This window comes from Deinococcus misasensis DSM 22328 (assembly GCF_000745915.1).
GTDB classification, from domain to species: domain Bacteria; phylum Deinococcota; class Deinococci; order Deinococcales; family Deinococcaceae; genus Deinococcus_C; species Deinococcus_C misasensis.
Genome location: NZ_JQKG01000029.1, coordinates 1 through 15,967, shown reverse-complemented (window position 1 = coordinate 15,967; position 15,967 = coordinate 1). Strand labels below are relative to the sequence as shown.

Here is a 15,967-nt window from a genome sequence, read left to right as displayed (position 1 = left end):
GACAGAAGAATAAAAGGATGTCTCAAAGGGTTTCTTGAAATAGGAGGATTCTCCTGCAACCTCCTATTTCACGGATAAACGCAGCAGATCACAAAGTTGCACTTCAGGTGCACGATCCTCTACTTTTTCTTTTGCCCTGAGACCTTACACTGCATCCATGAAAAGGCTTTGGATGGGACTTCTGATGGGCAGCACGGCTCTGGCTGCCCCCGAGCAAGTTTTCCTTGATGGGGTGCGGCACGAGTACCAGAGGCTCAACAACTGCGGCCCAGCCACCCTTGGGATGGCCCTGAGTTACTTTGGAAGTGGCCTCACCCAGTACCAGATTGCCCCGAGCATCAAGCCCAACAAAGCCGACAAGAACGTTTCTCCAGCAGAAATCAAAAATTACGTGCGCAAGCAGGGTTTCAAAATCCATGAAGGGGTGGCTGGGAACGCTGGCACCCTGAAGAACCTGCTGGCTGCAGGATATCCGGTGATGGTGCAAACCTGGATGGACCTCCCAGAGGAAGGCGGAATGGGCCATTACCGTCTGGTGCTTGGTTTTGACGATAAAGCTGGAGTTTTCCGGGCTTACGACTCTTATCTGGGCACCAAACTGGCCCACAGCTATGCCCGATTTGATCGGGACTGGCAGGTGTTCAACCGCACCTATCTGGTGGTCTATCCAGAAAACAAATCCAGCGAAGTGGAAAGCCTGCTGGGACCCCGCACCAGCACCCCATGGATGTTGAAAAAATCATTGCAGGTGGCCCAGCAAGAAACCCAGCAGGCTCCCAAAAATGCTTATGGATGGTTCAACCTTGGGACCACCCTGACCCGTTTGAACAGCCCCAGAGCGGCAGTCAAAGCTTTCGATCAGGCCCGCAAGCTGGGGTTGCCCTGGCGGATGTTCTGGTACCAGTTTGAGCCTCTGGAAGCCTATTATCAGGTTGGACGTTACAGCGATGTGGTCAAGCTCAGTTCGGATGTCCTGAGAAATGCTCCGGACCATGAAGAAGCCTATTACTGGCGAGGCCGTGCCAGAGGCCAACTCGGGCAGGGTGCGCAGGCCCGCACCGATCTGCAAAATGCCCTGAAGTACCGTCCCAATTTCAGGGAGGCCAGAGAGGCACTGTCCAGATGGGGAAAAAGTTGAAGGCTGTTGCCCTGCTTCACCGTGCTATAGTTTCAGCAAATGTTTTCCCGAGGAGTTCCCATGCGCGTATTGATCACCGGACGGAATGGCACACTGGGCCCTGTGGTGGCCCGGTTTTTTGAATCTCAGGGAGCAGAAATTCTGGGTTGGGACCGCCAGAGTGTGAGTCCAGAGGACCTGACGGCTTCTGAAATCCACCTGCAATCTTTGAACCCACAGGCCATTGTCCATCTGGCAATGGGCAGTGAAAACTGGGCGGCTTTGCTGGCTGGGCATGCTGCACAGCAGCAGATTCCTTTTGTTTTCACCAGCACTGTGATGGTGTTTGATGATGTGCCCGACGGTCCCCACCATCCGCAGGATCCCAGAACTGAAAAAGATGGCTATGGTACGTATAAGGTGCGTTGTGAGGATGCCATTTTGCAGGCGAACCCCCAAGCCAACATCGCCCGGATTGGCTGGCAAATTGACCCTTCAGGACAGGGAAACAACATGCTGGCCCATCTGGACCAGTGGCAGGAACGTGAAGGAAAAATTGAAGCCAGCACCCTCTGGAAGCCTGCCTGCTCTTTCATGGAAGACACCGCAGAAAGCCTCTGGAAGCTCATCCAGATGGATCAGGGCGGGGTGTACCATCTGGACGGCAATGCCAGAGATGGCTGGACGTTTGATCAGGTGGTTCTGGCCCTCAAACACAAATTTGATCGCAATTGGGATGTGGTGCCCATCGAGGGATACCGTCATGACCAGAGGCTGGCAGGCCATGAAGGGCTGATCCGACCTCTGGAAGACCGATTGGGTTGACCCGTCGGACATTTTGAGTGATTCCAAAGTTTTCAGTCATGAAGTCTGCAGACTGGATTCACAATTTCCAATAGCATTTCCGAAATTCTTCGGATAGGATGTTAACACCACAAACGATTTCCCGAATTGGGCTAGGTGTATGGGCGGCATCCCTGATCTCACCTGAGCCAAAAGCGTTATACTTGCCTGCAATATGAGTGACGCGTTCCAGTACAAATTCGGCAAAGAAGGCATCACCTACGACGACGTCCTGCTTGTCCCCAGGTACTCCGAAGTGCTTCCCAATCAGGTGAGCGTGAAAACACGCCTCACCAAAAACATCACGCTGAACATTCCCTTGATCAGCGCCGCGATGGACACCGTGACCGAAACCCAGATGGCCGTCACCATGGCCAGAGAGGGTGGCATCGGGGTGATCCACAAAAACATGCCCATCCACGATCAGGCCGAGATGGTTCGCAAGGTCAAACGCTCTGAAGCGGGCATGATCACCGATCCCATCACCCTGCCCATCACCGCCACCGTCGGAGACGCAGAAAAACTGATGGGTGAATACCGCATCTCTGGTGTGCCCATTGTGGAAGACAATGGCAAACTGATCGGGATCATCACCAACCGTGACATGCGGTTCGTCACCGATTACAGCCTGTCGGTTTCGGATGTGATGACCAAAGAGAACCTCGTGACCGTTCCCGTGGGCACCACCCTCGAACAGGCCGAGCAAATCTTCAAGCAGCACCGCATCGAAAAACTGTTGGTGGTGGATGAAAGCTTCAAACTGACCGGCCTCATCACCATCAAAGACATCATGAAAAAGATCAAGTACCCCCATGCGGCCAAAGACAAATATGGTCGCTTGCTGGTGGCTGCCGCCATCGGGGTCAGTCCAGATGTTGAAGAGCGTGCTGCCGCTCTGGTGGCTGCAGGTGCAGACGTGCTGGTGCTGGACAGTGCCCACGGGCACTCTAAAGGCATCATTGACGTGCTGAAAATGATCAAGGCCCGCTTTCAGGTGGATGTGATTGCAGGCAACGTGGCCACCGCAGAAGGCACGCTGGACCTGATCAAGGCCGGTGCAGACGGTGTGAAAGTTGGGATTGGACCCGGCAGCATCTGCACCACCCGGGTGGTGACTGGTGTGGGGGTGCCTCAGGTCAGTGCCGTGTTTGAAGCTGCACAGGCTGCTCTGGAGCATGGGGTTCCGATCATTGCAGACGGTGGCATCAAGCAAACCGGAGATGTGCCCAAAGCCATCGTGGCCGGAGCCAGCGTGGTCATGATGGGCAGCATGCTCGCCGGAACCGACGAAGCTCCCGGCGAACTGATCCTGCGTGAAGGCCGCCGCTTCAAAACCTACCGGGGCATGGGCTCTGAAGGGGCCATGAACAAAGGTTCCAGCGACCGCTACTTCCAATCTGGAACCAAAAAATTCGTTCCAGAAGGCATCGAAGGCATTGTGGCCTACAAAGGCTCTGCTGGAGAAGTGATCTATCAGGTGGTCGGCGGTCTGCGTGCAGCCATGGGGTACTGTGGTGCGCCTGACATCGAGGCCCTCAAACGGGATGCCCAGTTTGTCCGCATCACCATGGCCGGTCTGATCGAATCCCACCCCCACGATGTGACGATCACCAAAGAGTCGCCGAATTACAGCAAGTAAAAGAAACAGCCGGGCGAAGCCCGGCTGTTTCTTTGCTGAGTGCCAAGGGCCGAGGGCAAAAAAGCTTTGGCTAAAGCATAGAGGGCGAGGCATGCCTCGCCCCTACAGGATGTTGTTCGAGATGCCTCCCATTGGGCGTAGCACGCTACGCCCCTACAGCTTCCCTTGACCTTTTCTGACGGGTACAGCAGGATGCTCTCGGCTCTCGGCTCTCGGCTCTCGGCTCTCGGCTCTCGGCAAAAGGGCGAGGCACGCCAAGCCCTACACTTGCCCATTGGTAACCCAGATCCTTTTTCCCCTCCCCCCATCCGGGTTATGACATACCCCATGAGCCAGCTTTTTTCTCCCATCACCTTTCAAGGCGTCACATTGAAAAACCGCATTGCCGTCAGCCCGATGTGCCAGTACAGCTCAGAAAACGGTTATCCCACCGACTGGCATCTGGTGCACCTCGGGTCTTACGCTTCTGGCGGAGCAGGTCTGGTGATCATGGAAGCCACCGCGGTGGTGCCAGAGGGCCGCATCAGTCCGCTGGACATGGGCATCTGGGAAGACGGACAGGCAGAAGCCCTGAGCCGGATTGTGCAGTTCATCAAAGGACAGGGCTCGGTGGCCGGAATTCAGTTGGCCCACGCCGGGCGCAAAGCCGGTACACGTTCCCCATGGGACTCTGGGAAAGGGGTGCTCACTCCAGAGGAAGGCGGCTGGGAGGTGGTTGGCCCAAGTGCGTTGCCGTTTACGGATGGCTGGTTGGTGCCCCATGAATTGACCATCCCAGAGATTCAGGACCTCAAAGACAAATGGGTGGAGGCAGCGCTGCGTGCAGTCAAAGCTGGGTTCGAGGTGCTGGAAATCCATGCTGCACACGGTTACCTCCTGCACGAGTTCCTGTCTCCCATCAGCAACCACAGGACCGACCTGTACGGCGGGCCTCTGGAAAACCGTATGCGTTTGCTGCTGGAAATCACTCAGGCCATCAAAGCAGCCATTCCACAAGAGCTTTCGCTCTGGGTGCGCATCAGTGCCACCGATTGGGTGGAAGGAGGCTGGACGGCAGAGGAGAGCGTGGAACTTTCCCGTCATCTTAAAGAAGCTGGAGTGGACCTTGTGGACTGCTCTACAGGCGGCAACGTGATGGGTGCAAAAATCCCGGTGGGTCCTGGTTATCAGGTGCGTTTTGCCGAACAGATCAAGCGCGAGGTAGGCATCCCCACAGGTGCTGTTGGCATGATTTCTGAACCCGAGCAAGCCGAGCAAATTTTGGTGACAGGTCAGGCCGATGTGGTCTTGCTGGCTCGGGCTTTCCTGAGGGATCCACACTGGCCCCAGAGGGCTGCCAAAGCGCTTGGTCTGAAGCCCGATGTGCCCAAGCAGTATGGTCGGGCATGGTGAATGCTGAGGGCCAAGAGCATAGGACCGAGGGCTTATAAAGCTTTGGCTAAAGCACAGAAGGCGAGGCACGCCTCGCCGCTACATTTTTCCTTGACCCTCTCTGGTACGTATTGCAATATGCTCTCGGCAAAAGGCAAGGCACGCCCTCTAAAATCTTCTGTCAAAATGGTTTACCCATCATGCAAGTGGTCTACCCATCCACATGTCTGACACACAATTTAAACCGGGTTTAAGGTTATCATGAATGTATGTTGAAGTACCTTCGTGAACCCATCAATGCCATCACCCACTGGGTGGGGGCGGGTAAAGCTGTCATCCTGACGGTCCTGTTGTGCATCTTTGCCTACAAGGGAGGGGTTCACTGGTGGCCGTTCCTGATTTTCGGGCTCAGCATGTTCTTGCTGTATCTGGCCAGCGCTTCGTACCACACCTTTCATGTCAAAGAAAAAGTGCTGCTCTGGCTCAGGAAACTGGACCACAGTGCCATTTTTGTGCTGATTGCAGGCAGTTATACCCCCATTGCGATGCTGGCTCTGGATGGCCCCTGGAGGCTCTGGACCATGGTCATTGTGTGGGGGGTGGCTCTGGCCGGAGTGACCCTCAAGCTGATCACCATGAAACTGCCCCGCTGGGTGTCCACGGTGCTGTATCTGGCCATGGGCTGGATGAGCGTGTTCCTGATGCCCCAGTTGCTGGCCCAGTTTTCCTGGCCCCCTCTGGTCTGGCTGGCCATTGGTGGGGTGTTTTACTCGATTGGAGCGGTGATTTACGCCACCAAGCGCCTGAATCCCATTCCCGGAGTCTTTGGTTTCCACGAAATCTGGCACCTGTTCGTGCTGGGTGGAACGGCGAGCCACGCAGTGACCATGTTTTACCTGACCCGAGTGGTTTAATCCCCCTGTTGCGCGTTTCACTTGCAACTGTCCCCCTTGATCAGGGGGACAGCTTCGAGCTTGCGAGAAGCAGGGGGTAAAGGTTACTGCTGGGTCAAAGCTGCGTAAGCCTGCAGTTTTTGCAGGGCCTCACCAGAGTCCAGCACTTCAAAAGCTTTCTGAATACCAGCCTGAATGGAGTCCTGCTGACCAGAGACATAAAGGGCAATTCCGGCGTTTAAAGCCACAATGTCCCGCTGCGCCTGTGTGCCCTGACCTCCGAGCACAGCTCTGGTGATTTCTGCATTGTGCTGGGCGTCTCCGCCCTGAATTTCGGTTTTGCCTGCGCAACGCAGGCCCACACTCTCGGGTTCGAGGGTGTATTCGTGGATTTCACCGTCTTTGAGTTCGGCCACAAGGTTGGGACCGCAGGTGGTGAACTCATCGAGGCCATCCCCATACACCACGATGCCCCGTTTGAGCCCGAGTTTTTGCAAGACCTGAGCAAACACTGGCACCAGATGAGGGCTGGACACCCCGACCACCTGATGGGTGGGCCGGGCCGGGTTGGTGAGGGGACCCAGCAAATTGAATACCGTCCTGACCCCCAGTTCTGCACGCACAGGGGCAGCAAAACGCATGGCTGGATGGTAACTTCGGGCGAACAGGAAACCCACACCCACCGTGTTGATGGCTTTCTCAATGGTCTCCGGGGAAGCGTTCAGGTTCACGCCGCACGCCTCAAGCAGATCGGCACTGCCAGATTTGCTGGAAGCTGCGCGGTTCCCGTGCTTTGCCACGGTGACCCCTGCTGTGGAGACCACAAAAATGGTGGTGGTGGAAATGTTGAAGGGGTTTTCGCTGTCTCCACCAGTGCCCACAATGTCCATCACCAGCGGGGCTTTCACCTTCACGGGGATGGCGAGTTCGCGCATGGTGGAGGCAAAACCTGCGATTTCCTCGGGGGCCTCGCCGCGCACCCTGAGCGCTGCCAGAGCGGCGGACAGGCGCACCGGGCTCACCTGATCGCTCATCACCTGCCGCATGAACTGTGCGGCTTCATCGAAAGTCAGGACCTGACCGGACAACAGTTTCTGAAGCATGAAAGACCTCAATTGATTTTAGGGCTCGGGGTGGGGGGTGGGAAGGTGAGGGCTAGATGGTGGGTTTGGGGCTGCGCAAAAAGGAAAGCCGAGAGCCGAGGGCAAACATAAAGCCTTTGCTCTGGCTTTTCGGGCGCAGCACGCTGCGCCCATACATTGAATTCCCTTGACCATTTTCTGGACGCACAGCACGATGCCCTCGGCTCTGGGCCCTCGGCAAGGGGCGAGGCATGCCTCGCCCCTACTCCCCTCAATACGGATCATCCAGAAAATTCTTCAGCATCTGGTGCCCATGCTCACTGGCAATGGACTCCGGGTGAAACTGCACCCCATGCATGGGGTAGGTTTTGTGGCGCAGGGCCATCAGGGTTTTGCTGCCGTCCACCTCGGTGGTCCATGCGGTGGCTTCAAGGACCTCGGGGAGGTCTTCGACGACCAGAGAGTGGTAGCGGGTCACCTGAATGTTGTCCGGGATGCCGTCAAAAAGACCCTTCTGGTTGTGCTCGATGCGTGACATTTTGCCGTGCATGATGTGTTTGGCGCGCACCACACGCCCACCAAAGGCCTGTCCCATGCTCTGGTGTCCGAGGCATACCCCGAGGATCGGGATTCTGGAAGCGTAGGTCTCAATGACCGGGATGCTGAGTCCGGCTTCGCTGGGGGTGCAGGGACCGGGGGAGATGATGATGCGGTCGGGTGCCAGTTTTTCGATGTCGGAAAGCTCGAACTGGTCGTTTCTCCAGACGTCTGCTTCAATGCCAAATTCCCCGAGGTATTGCACGATGTTGTAGGTGAAACTGTCGTAATTGTCGATGACCAGCACTTTCATGGTTTACACCTCTACCTTGTAGTTGAGCATCAGGTCTGCGCCGTTTTTGCCCCGGATGCCCCAGTTGACTCTGGGCGTTTCAATCAGGATCACTTCCACATCTTGCCGTGTGACCCCGACCTCTTCCAGTTCGATGAAAAGCTGTTCGATGAGCAGGCGTTTGGTGCTTTCGCTGCGCCCCTCAAACATGTGGATTTCAAGATCAAGGTATTTCTCGCTTCTGTCCTCGGGATGGATGAAAAAGCCTTCTTCGAGGGGAAAGAAACGCTGGAATTTCTTGTCCAGAGGATATTGCAGGGCTTTCACCACGGCTTTATGGATGGCTTCAGAGAGGACCTCTTTGTTGGCCATCAGAAAAGCTTGGTGTCCATAGATCTTGATGTTGGCCATCAGAGCCCTTTTTCTGCCATTTCCACGGCGCGTTTGAGGGCTGCAGATTTGTTCATGGTTTCGAGATACTCAAACTCGGGGTCGGAGTCTGCCACCACGCCACCTCCAGCTTGAATGTGCACTTTGCCGTTGGCAATCACTGCGGTCCTGAGGGTGAGGGCCATGTCCATGCTGCCGTTCAGGGCAATGTATCCGAAAGAACCCCCATAAGGGCCTCTGCGCACAGGTTCCACCTCTTCAATGATCTCCATGGCCCGGATTTTGGGTGCTCCAGAGAGCGTTCCCATGGGCAGGGTGGAGGCCAGAGCATGCAGTGGGGTTTTGCCTTCAGCCAGTTCGGCTTCGACAGTGGAAACGATGTGCATCACATGGCTGTAACGCTCCACGCGGAAGGCGTCTTTCACTTTCACCGAGCCGTATCTGGCGACCCGTCCCAGATCGTTGCGCCCGAGGTCCACCAGCATCAGGTGCTCGGCGCGTTCTTTCTCATCGGCCAGCAGTTCCTGTTCCAGAGCGAGGTCTTCCTCTGGGGTGACGCCGCGTTTGCGGGTTCCTGCAATGGGCATGGTGGCGATGGAGACCCCATCACTCTTGCAGAGGCTCTCTGGACTGGAGGCCACCAGGGTTACATTGGGGAACTGAATGAATCCGAGGTAAGGGCTGGGATTCACAGACCGCAGGGCACGGTAAATGGCAAAAGGATGGGTGGTCAGTTTTGCAGAGAACCGCTGAGAAGGCACCACCTGAAAAGCGTCTCCGGCGTGGATGTACTCGACGCACTTCTCCACGGCTTTCATGTAATCTTCTTTGGTGAAATTGCTTTCCCACACGGCATGCTCTGGAGCGGGTTCACTGCCGGGCACAAAAGACAAGGGCGCGCGGAGTTTCTTGACCAGATCATCCAGCACGCCCTGCGCTTCTTCTTCGTTTTCCCGCACCGTCACCACAAAAAGCCGGTGCTTGACGTGGTCAAACACCACCACGGCATCCGGCACCATGAACTCCACATCGGGCAGGTTCAGTTCGTCGGGATTGGTCTCTGGGAGTTTTTCGTACAGGCGGATCACATCGTAGGAAGCGTAACCCACCGCTCCGCCCACGAAAGCAGGCAGGCCATTTGGAACCTGAATCTCAGGGTGGATGGTTTTTTCATAGAGCAAGGCCAGAGGGTCCTGCACAAACAGGGTTTCATTCCCAAAAGCCCCCTCCAAGGTGACGTTGTGCCCACGGGCAATGAATTTTCCCTGTGCACCCACACCCAGAAAGGAATAACGGGCGCTGCGTTCGCCGCCTTCAACGCTTTCCAGAAGGAAGCTGTGGGTGCTGCCCGAGGCCACTTTCAGGTAAGCACTGACGGGTGTTTCAAGATCGGCATGGATTTCCCGGTAATACACTTGCATCTTCTTCCTCCCAGAACACCTTCAAACGAAACCCCCGAGGTCTGTTTCCTCGGGGGTAAGAGCAAAAGCCTGACGTCCTCCCGAGTTCAGGGAGTCCACCACCAGTTGGCTTTCGCAGTATGGCTTAACATCTTGGCTTCAAGGTTACCTGACCTGAGAGGTTTTTCGCAAGGGTTGTATAAGCCGAGGGTCTGATGCCGAGGGCAAACAATGGCCAAGGCAGAAGGCAGAAGGCAGAAGGCAGAAGGCAGAAGGGTAGATGCCGAGGGCCCAGAGCCGAGGGCCGAGGGCAAAAGAACTTCGGCAAAAGCATTGCAGTGCGAGGCATGCCTTCTTTTGCAAAATGAGGGAGCGCAATTTGGTCCCTCTGCACGCTCGCCCCTACAATTCCCCTTGACCACTTTTTTTTACGGAAGATCACGATGCTCTCGGCTCTGGGCCCTCGGCCCTCGGCAACTGGGCAATGCTGGTCAAGCCCTCAAACCGCCTTCAGCCTTCTGCCTTCAGCCAAGTACAATGACCCTATGCCAAAGAACTGGGTGTCCGCCAAAGAGCTGTTCGCCAAGGTGTTCGAGCCAAAACTGCGCATCATTGATGTGCGGTCCAACCTGATGGACCACCATTACGGGGCCACCAAATATGCAGAGGGGCACCTGCCCAACGCGGTGCGCCTTGATCTGGAACACGATCTCTCGGGCCCCAAAAGCAAGCATGGGGGCCGCCATCCTTACCCGAGTGTGCAGCACATCAAACAGGTGTTTGAGCACATTGGGGTCAGTGACGGAACCCGTGTGGTTGCCTATGACGATGCTGGAGGCATGTTTGCAGCCCGTGTCTGGTGGCTGCTCAAGTACATCGGCCATGAAAATGTGCAACTGCTGGATGGAGGCATTCAGGCGTGGCTGGAAGCCGGGTTTTCTCTGGAAACCAAGGTTCCCAGTTTTGCCAAAGGCAAGCTGACAGGCACCCCCCGTTCAGAATTGCTGGCCAGTGTGGAGGAGGTCCGTACCGTCAAAGACCGTTCGGATGTCCTCCTGATTGATGCCAGAGCCCCTGAGCGCTACCGTGGCGACATCGAACCCATCGACCGCATTCCTGGCCACATCCCCGGAGCCATCAACCGTCCCTTTGGAAAAAACCTCGACAACGGCAAATTCAAAAGCCTTGAAGCCTTAAAGGAACAGTATCAGGACCTGACAGGACCAGAGGAAAAAATCCTGTACTGCGGCTCTGGGGTCTCTGCAGCCCACAATGCATTGGTGTTCCATGAACTTGGGATTCCTCACCGTCTGTATGCTGGATCGTACTCTGACTGGGTCAGTTACCCCGAGCATGACGTGGAAACTGGAGAAGCCACTCTGGACCGTTCACAGGTTCCCGTCGACAGTTGACAGACAGAAGTAGAGGAGAAGGATTGGGTCAGCAGCAAAGGCTTTTTTGACCTTCTACCTTCCGCTTTCTGCCTTCGACACCCTCCCCTGTAACCCCCAACACTCCCCATCCACCCCCCAAACTGCATATGATGGTTCCATCTTGGAGGCCACATGAACGTCATTGTCATCGGTGCAGGACTGGCAGGACTCACTGCTGCACGCATTCTGAAAAGGGCAGGAAAGCAGGTCACGGTGCTGGAAAAATCCAGCGCAATTGGAGGTCGGGTTCGCACTTCTGTCGAACAGGGTTTCACCATCGACCACGGATTTCAGGTGCTGTTCACTGGATATCCTGCCGTGAAACGCAACCTCAATCTGGAAGCGCTGGATTTGCGGTATCTGGAACCCGGAGCGGTCATCCGTTCACAGTCTCAGGTGAGTGTGGTTGGAGATCCCCTCCGGCTTCCAGCAGATGCCCTCAAAAGCCTCCAGAGCCCCCACCTGAACCTCAAAGACAAAACACTGGTGCTCAAACTCAGTCTGGACATCGGACAGGGAGAGGTGCACCGCTTTTTCCGTGAACCGGAAACCTCCACCCTGACTTTCCTGCAGGATTTTGGTTTCAGCGAAAGTGCAATTGAAGCTTTCTTCAAGCCTTTCTTTGGGGGCATTTTCCTGAAGCGTGACCTGGCCACATCCAGCAGGCTTTTCAAGTACTACTACCGCATGATGCTCTCTGGACAGGTGGCGATTCCCAGAGAAGGCATGCAGGCCATCCCCGAACAACTTGCCAGAGGACTGAACGTCAAACTGAACACCACCGTCACGGCTCTGGAATCTTCCGGCCACAGTGTGAAGGTCTACACCCCTGAAGGAACGCTGGAAGCCGATCAGGTGGTGGTGGCCACCGATCCACCAGAGCTTCGCAGGCTCGTGGGTGCAAAAACCCCTCAAGGGCATGTGGGCAGTTCTTACGTGTATTTCTCCAGCGAGACCTTGCTGGACCAGAGCCGCAAACTGATCCTCGCTTCTGATGAGGGGGTCATCAACAATGCCCTCTGGCTGTCCAATGTGGGACCTTACGCTCCCAATGGCAAACATTTGCTGAGTGTGTCGGTGCTCAGGGCCAACTTTGACAACGACAACCTGATGCTCTCCAGCGTCCTGCAAGAACTGGAGCACTGGTATGGGGTTCAGACCGGAGAACTGAACGTGGTCAAAATCCAGCACATTGCTTACGGCCAGTTTGCACAGGATGTCGGCTTCATGGACCACTTGACCCCCATGAAATCCCCTCTGGAAAGGGTCTGGATTGCTTCAGAGGCCACCCGCCTGAGCAGCATTCAGGGGGCCATGGAAAGCGGAGAGCAGGCAGCAGCAGCGATTCTGGGAGACATTCAGGCGCTCTCCAGACCAATGGGGGGGTAAGGGCCGAGGGCTAAAAAAGCTTTGGCTGATGCATAGAGGGGCGAGGCATGCCTCGCCCCTACAGTTCCCCTTGACGATTTTCTGGACGTACAGCATGATGCTCTCGGCTCTCGGCTCTCGGCTCTCGGCTCTCGGCTCTCGGCTCTGTCTTGGCCCCACTACGCGCTCACTGGACGGCCAGTTTCGCGCTGGGCCGCTCGGCTCTCGGGCGAGGCACGCATTGCACTCTACAACTGCCCGACCCTTTGTATCCCCCACTGCAAATTCATCGAACCCATCCAGAAACCCTCTACCCTGAAACCATGAACATGAAAAACTTATGTCTGGTCCTGTTGTGTGTGTCCACCCTGGTGGCGTGCAAGCGTGCCGAAGAAAACCAGAGCAACAACGCAACCCAACCCAACGCAAACCAACCCCTCAACCCTGTGCCCCAGAGCACCGATGTGAGCAAGCTCTCTGGTCCTGCGAAAGTCTCTGGTGAGTTCCTGAAGTCCCTCCAGTCAGGCAACCTGTCTCAGGCCGTGGACCGCATGAGCGAATGGAACACGGCACAGAATGCCATTTACAGTGCCTTGCTGGACAACAACAGCCTTTCAGAAGCCTTATACGGCAAACTGGCCTTCACAGTGGGCAGCACGCAAGTGCAGGGGGACACCGCTGTGGTGAACCTCAAACTGTCCAATGTGCACCTTGCCAAGGGGTTGGCCCAGAAGTGGACCTCTGCAGTGACCCGCAATTTGCCTGCAGTGCTCTCTGGACAAACCACCCCAGAGCAGGTGTTGCAGGACATCATCAACGATGCCAGCAAGGACACCAAACTGGAGCGTTTCGATTACACCGGAAAAATGAACCTCAAGAAAGTGCAAGGGGTCTGGAAAATTCAGCCAGATGCAGACCTGCTGAACACCATCTCGGCGGATCTGGTCAAGCCCATTCAGAACTTTCTGGGACGGTTTGGCAACGCGCAGTGAGGTTGAGGGCAGCAGAAGGGGTTGCATCATCTGCAACCCTCTTGCTGTTGACTGTGAACTGCAAACTGTGAACTCTTGATCGGTTTGCCCGACCCGAGGCAAAAATGTTAGATTCTGGACCATGCTCCTTGAACTCGCTCAAAAACAGGCCCGTTTGCTGGCCGAATACTGCATGAATGCGCAGGAAAACGAAGCCATCCTGATTCAGGGAAACACCCATGCTTTGCCAGTGCTGGAGGCCCTTCACCGTGAAATCCTGAAAAGGGGTGCCCGACCTGTTCTGAAGCTGGAATTCCCTTACCAGATTGCAGAATTTGCAGAACATGCCAGCGATGCTGTGCTGGCCAGTCTGGCTCCGGGCGCCATGGAAGAGATGCAAGGCATTGCTGGATCTGTGCGGATTGACGCTCCGTTGCCCCCCAGAAAATCCGGACGTCCAGAGCGGATGCAGCGCTGGAGCCAGACCCTCAACCCTCTGGCTGAACTGCGCAGACAGAAAAAATGGTGCATTTCCTTGTTTCCCACAGAATATGCCGCAGAATCCGCAGGAATGTCTTTCGATGATTACCAGCGTTTCGTGCTGCAAGCCATGTTTCTGGACCATGAGGATCCCGTGCAGAAGTGGGCAGAGGTGCGCGAAAGACAGGCGCAACTGATTGAACGTCTGAAAGTGGCTTCAGAAATCCGCATTGTGAATGCCAACACCGACCTGACCCTGAACGTCAAAGACCGCGTCTGGGCCAACAGCGATGGGAAACGCAACATGCCCAGCGGCGAAGTGTTCACCGGGCCTCTGGAAACCAGTGCCAATGGACACATCTATTACGACTTGCCCACCCTGTATCAGGGCAGGGAAGTGCAAGGCATTCACCTGACCTTCGAAAATGGCAAAGTGGTGGAGGCCAGAGCCGATGTGGGCAACGACGTGCTGCAGGCCGCCCTTGAGGTGGATGCAGGGTCACGTTACCTCGGGGAGATTGGGATTGGCACCAATTACGGCATCCAGACCCCCAGCAAAAACATCCTTTTCGATGAAAAAATCGGCGGAACGGTGCACCTTGCGGTGGGCAGCAGTTACCCCGAGACGGGTGGCCTCAACCAGAGCAGCATCCACTGGGACATGATTTGTGATTTGCGCTCTGGCGGAGAAATTCTGCTGGATGGGGAAGTGTTTCAGCGGGATGGGGTGTTCGTTTAAGGAAACAGAGAATCTCAGCAAACCCATCCAAGAAACCAAAAAAATGAGAACCACAGCATGTGCTGTGGTTCTCTCATTGTGAATCGCCCGGGCTTAGAGGTCGGTTTTGAGGGTGCTGGCGACTTTGAAGCGCACTTTTTTCCCTGCGGGAATGGTGATGCGCTCGTTGGTGCCGGGACGCACGCCCTGACGCTCGGCGGTCTGGGTCACACTGAAGGTGCCCAAGCCGGGGAGGCCGACGCTTTTGCCGGTTCTGAGGGCTTCAACAACACTGTCCAGCAGGGCGCTGATTGCTTCCCCTGCTTGTTTCTTGTTGAGGTTGGTTTTGGAAGCCACCAAATCAACGAGCTGGGTCTTAGCAATTTTTTCTGCCATGTCGACTCCTAAGAAACTGAATTTTTGAGCTTTGTGGTTGGCTCACATTGGAATATAGCACATTTTTGCCGTTGGGTACATCAATTTCGGAGCCTCGGGCGGGTGCAAAAACGACGTTTTTCGTTACATCGCCTCAAAAGCCAACTGGCTCCAACTTTCGAGTGCATCGAATAAATCGCGAATCTGCTGTCTGGAACGCATTTCTCCATGCAGCTTCTCGGTTTCGCGCACCAGAGGGGCATTTTCGGATTGGGCGCGGTACAACAAACCCACGTGCACCCGAGAGACCGGGGTGTCGTCCATCAGGATCATGCCCAGCAACTCCAGATGGGTGATGTTGGCCTCAATTTCCTCTTCAAGCTCCCTTTGCAAGCCTGCCTGAATGGGATCTTCGGCCCCATCAATGGGGTTGATGTGCCCTCCCACCCCGAGGGTGGACTTCAGGTGAAGCCTCTGGTCTCCTCCTGCTTTGGTGCGGTGCATCACCAGCATTTGACCGTCATGCTCTGTGATCACATAAGGAATCACCTGACGGTGGGTTTCGTCCTGCTCAGCCTCCTCTCTGGGCAGAAAGACCCCACGGGTGGACAGCAGGGTATACAGCTCTGGGGTGACCGGCTGGAGTTGGCTGGAAGGGGCGGGCAACAGGACAGTGGGGACAGCGTATACGTATTCCATCTCGGGGTATTTTAACGGAAGGGGCTTTGCCCCGCCGAGGGCAAAAAAGCTTTGGCTAAAGCTTTTCGGAAAAACAAATCCCCTTGACTCGTTTTTATACGTATTGCAAGATGCTCTCGGCTCTCGGCTCTCGGCTCTCGGCTCTCGGCTCTCGGCTCTCGGCTCTCGGCTCTCGGCCTCAAGGCAATTTAATAACCCGTGCCGTCCCCTCCAGAGCATCAAACGTCCAGAGCTTCCCGACCAAGGGTGTCCCCAGTCCAGTCAGGATTTTCAGGGCCTCCAGAGCCATCATGCTGCCTGCGATGCCCAGCATGGGGCCAATGACGCCGATGGTGTCGCAGTTGTCTTGTGTTGGGGGG

The 15,967-nt window shown here is 55.8% G+C and carries 16 protein-coding genes; 9 read left to right on the top strand and 7 right to left on the bottom strand.

The genetic code is table 11. The features are described 5' to 3' along the window. Nucleotides 1-157: 157 nt before the first annotated feature. From Q371_RS16140 to trhA, 5 genes are all read left to right on the top strand, one after another. Nucleotides 158-1,138: a C39 family peptidase gene (locus Q371_RS16140; protein WP_034342104.1), complete on the top strand. Its 981-nt coding sequence runs from the start codon at nt 158-160 to the stop codon at nt 1,136-1,138. 60 nt (nt 1,139-1,198) lie between these two features. Beyond that, nucleotides 1,199-1,942, top strand: coding sequence for a sugar nucleotide-binding protein (locus Q371_RS16135; RefSeq protein ID WP_051964600.1), 744 nt, complete (start codon nt 1,199-1,201; stop codon nt 1,940-1,942). Between the two features lie 193 nt (nt 1,943-2,135). Further along, a complete protein-coding gene (gene guaB, locus Q371_RS16130; protein WP_034342103.1) occupies nt 2,136-3,599 on the top strand; it encodes an IMP dehydrogenase in 1,464 nt (487 codons plus the stop codon). Nucleotides 3,600-3,926: 327 nt separating this feature from the next. Further along, nucleotides 3,927-4,991, top strand: coding sequence for an NADH:flavin oxidoreductase/NADH oxidase (locus tag Q371_RS16125; RefSeq protein ID WP_034342102.1), 1,065 nt, complete (start codon nt 3,927-3,929; stop codon nt 4,989-4,991). 248 nt (nt 4,992-5,239) lie between these two features. Continuing rightward, nucleotides 5,240-5,884: a PAQR family membrane homeostasis protein TrhA gene (gene trhA / locus Q371_RS16120; protein ID WP_034342101.1), complete on the top strand. Its 645-nt coding sequence runs from the start codon at nt 5,240-5,242 to the stop codon at nt 5,882-5,884. An 83-nt stretch (nt 5,885-5,967) separates the two neighbouring features. Here the strand turns inward: trhA and trpD are convergent, their stop codons facing one another. From trpD to trpE, 4 genes are all read right to left on the bottom strand, one after another. Beyond that, nucleotides 5,968-6,966: an anthranilate phosphoribosyltransferase gene (gene trpD / locus Q371_RS16115; protein ID WP_034342100.1), complete on the bottom strand. Its 999-nt coding sequence runs from the start codon at nt 6,964-6,966 to the stop codon at nt 5,968-5,970. A 250-nt stretch (nt 6,967-7,216) separates the two neighbouring features. Next, nucleotides 7,217-7,795: an anthranilate synthase component II gene (locus Q371_RS16110; protein ID WP_034342097.1), complete on the bottom strand. Its 579-nt coding sequence runs from the start codon at nt 7,793-7,795 to the stop codon at nt 7,217-7,219. A 3-nt stretch (nt 7,796-7,798) separates the two neighbouring features. After that, entirely contained in the window at nt 7,799-8,185 is a 387-nt protein-coding gene (locus Q371_RS16105; protein ID WP_034342095.1) for a tautomerase family protein, read from the bottom strand. Beyond that, on the bottom strand, nt 8,185-9,585 hold the full coding sequence (trpE, locus tag Q371_RS16100; protein WP_034342092.1) for an anthranilate synthase component I: 1,401 nt from the start codon (nt 9,583-9,585) through the stop codon (nt 8,185-8,187). The genes Q371_RS16105 and trpE overlap by 1 nt, the downstream gene beginning before the upstream one ends. Before the next feature lie 524 nt (nt 9,586-10,109). Here trpE and Q371_RS16095 point away from each other — a divergent pair. The 4 genes from Q371_RS16095 to Q371_RS16080 all read left to right on the top strand — a co-directional run bounded on the left by Q371_RS16095 (nt 10,110) and on the right by Q371_RS16080 (nt 14,555). Continuing rightward, nucleotides 10,110-10,976: a sulfurtransferase gene (locus tag Q371_RS16095; protein ID WP_051964598.1), complete on the top strand. Its 867-nt coding sequence runs from the start codon at nt 10,110-10,112 to the stop codon at nt 10,974-10,976. A gap of 153 nt (nt 10,977-11,129) precedes the next feature. Continuing rightward, nucleotides 11,130-12,386: an NAD(P)/FAD-dependent oxidoreductase gene (locus Q371_RS16090; protein ID WP_034342091.1), complete on the top strand. Its 1,257-nt coding sequence runs from the start codon at nt 11,130-11,132 to the stop codon at nt 12,384-12,386. Between the two features lie 308 nt (nt 12,387-12,694). Then, nucleotides 12,695-13,357: a hypothetical protein gene (locus Q371_RS16085; RefSeq protein WP_157442759.1), complete on the top strand. Its 663-nt coding sequence runs from the start codon at nt 12,695-12,697 to the stop codon at nt 13,355-13,357. Between the two features lie 121 nt (nt 13,358-13,478). Then, nucleotides 13,479-14,555 carry an aminopeptidase gene (locus tag Q371_RS16080; RefSeq protein ID WP_034342089.1) on the top strand — a complete coding sequence of 359 codons (1,077 nt, stop codon included), beginning with the start codon at nt 13,479-13,481 and terminating at the stop codon, nt 14,553-14,555. Between the two features lie 93 nt (nt 14,556-14,648). Here Q371_RS16080 and Q371_RS16075 read toward each other — a convergent pair whose 3' ends face one another. The 3 genes from Q371_RS16075 to Q371_RS16065 all read right to left on the bottom strand — a co-directional run. Then, nucleotides 14,649-14,930 (bottom strand): HU family DNA-binding protein, encoded by a 282-nt coding sequence (locus tag Q371_RS16075; RefSeq protein ID WP_084571478.1) that lies wholly within the window; start codon nt 14,928-14,930, stop codon nt 14,649-14,651. A 123-nt stretch (nt 14,931-15,053) separates the two neighbouring features. Continuing rightward, entirely contained in the window at nt 15,054-15,608 is a 555-nt protein-coding gene (locus Q371_RS16070) for an NUDIX domain-containing protein (protein WP_034342088.1), read from the bottom strand. A 178-nt stretch (nt 15,609-15,786) separates the two neighbouring features. After that, on the bottom strand, nt 15,787-15,967 hold a 181-nt coding region (locus Q371_RS16065; RefSeq protein WP_034342086.1), incomplete at its 5' end, for a ThiF family adenylyltransferase.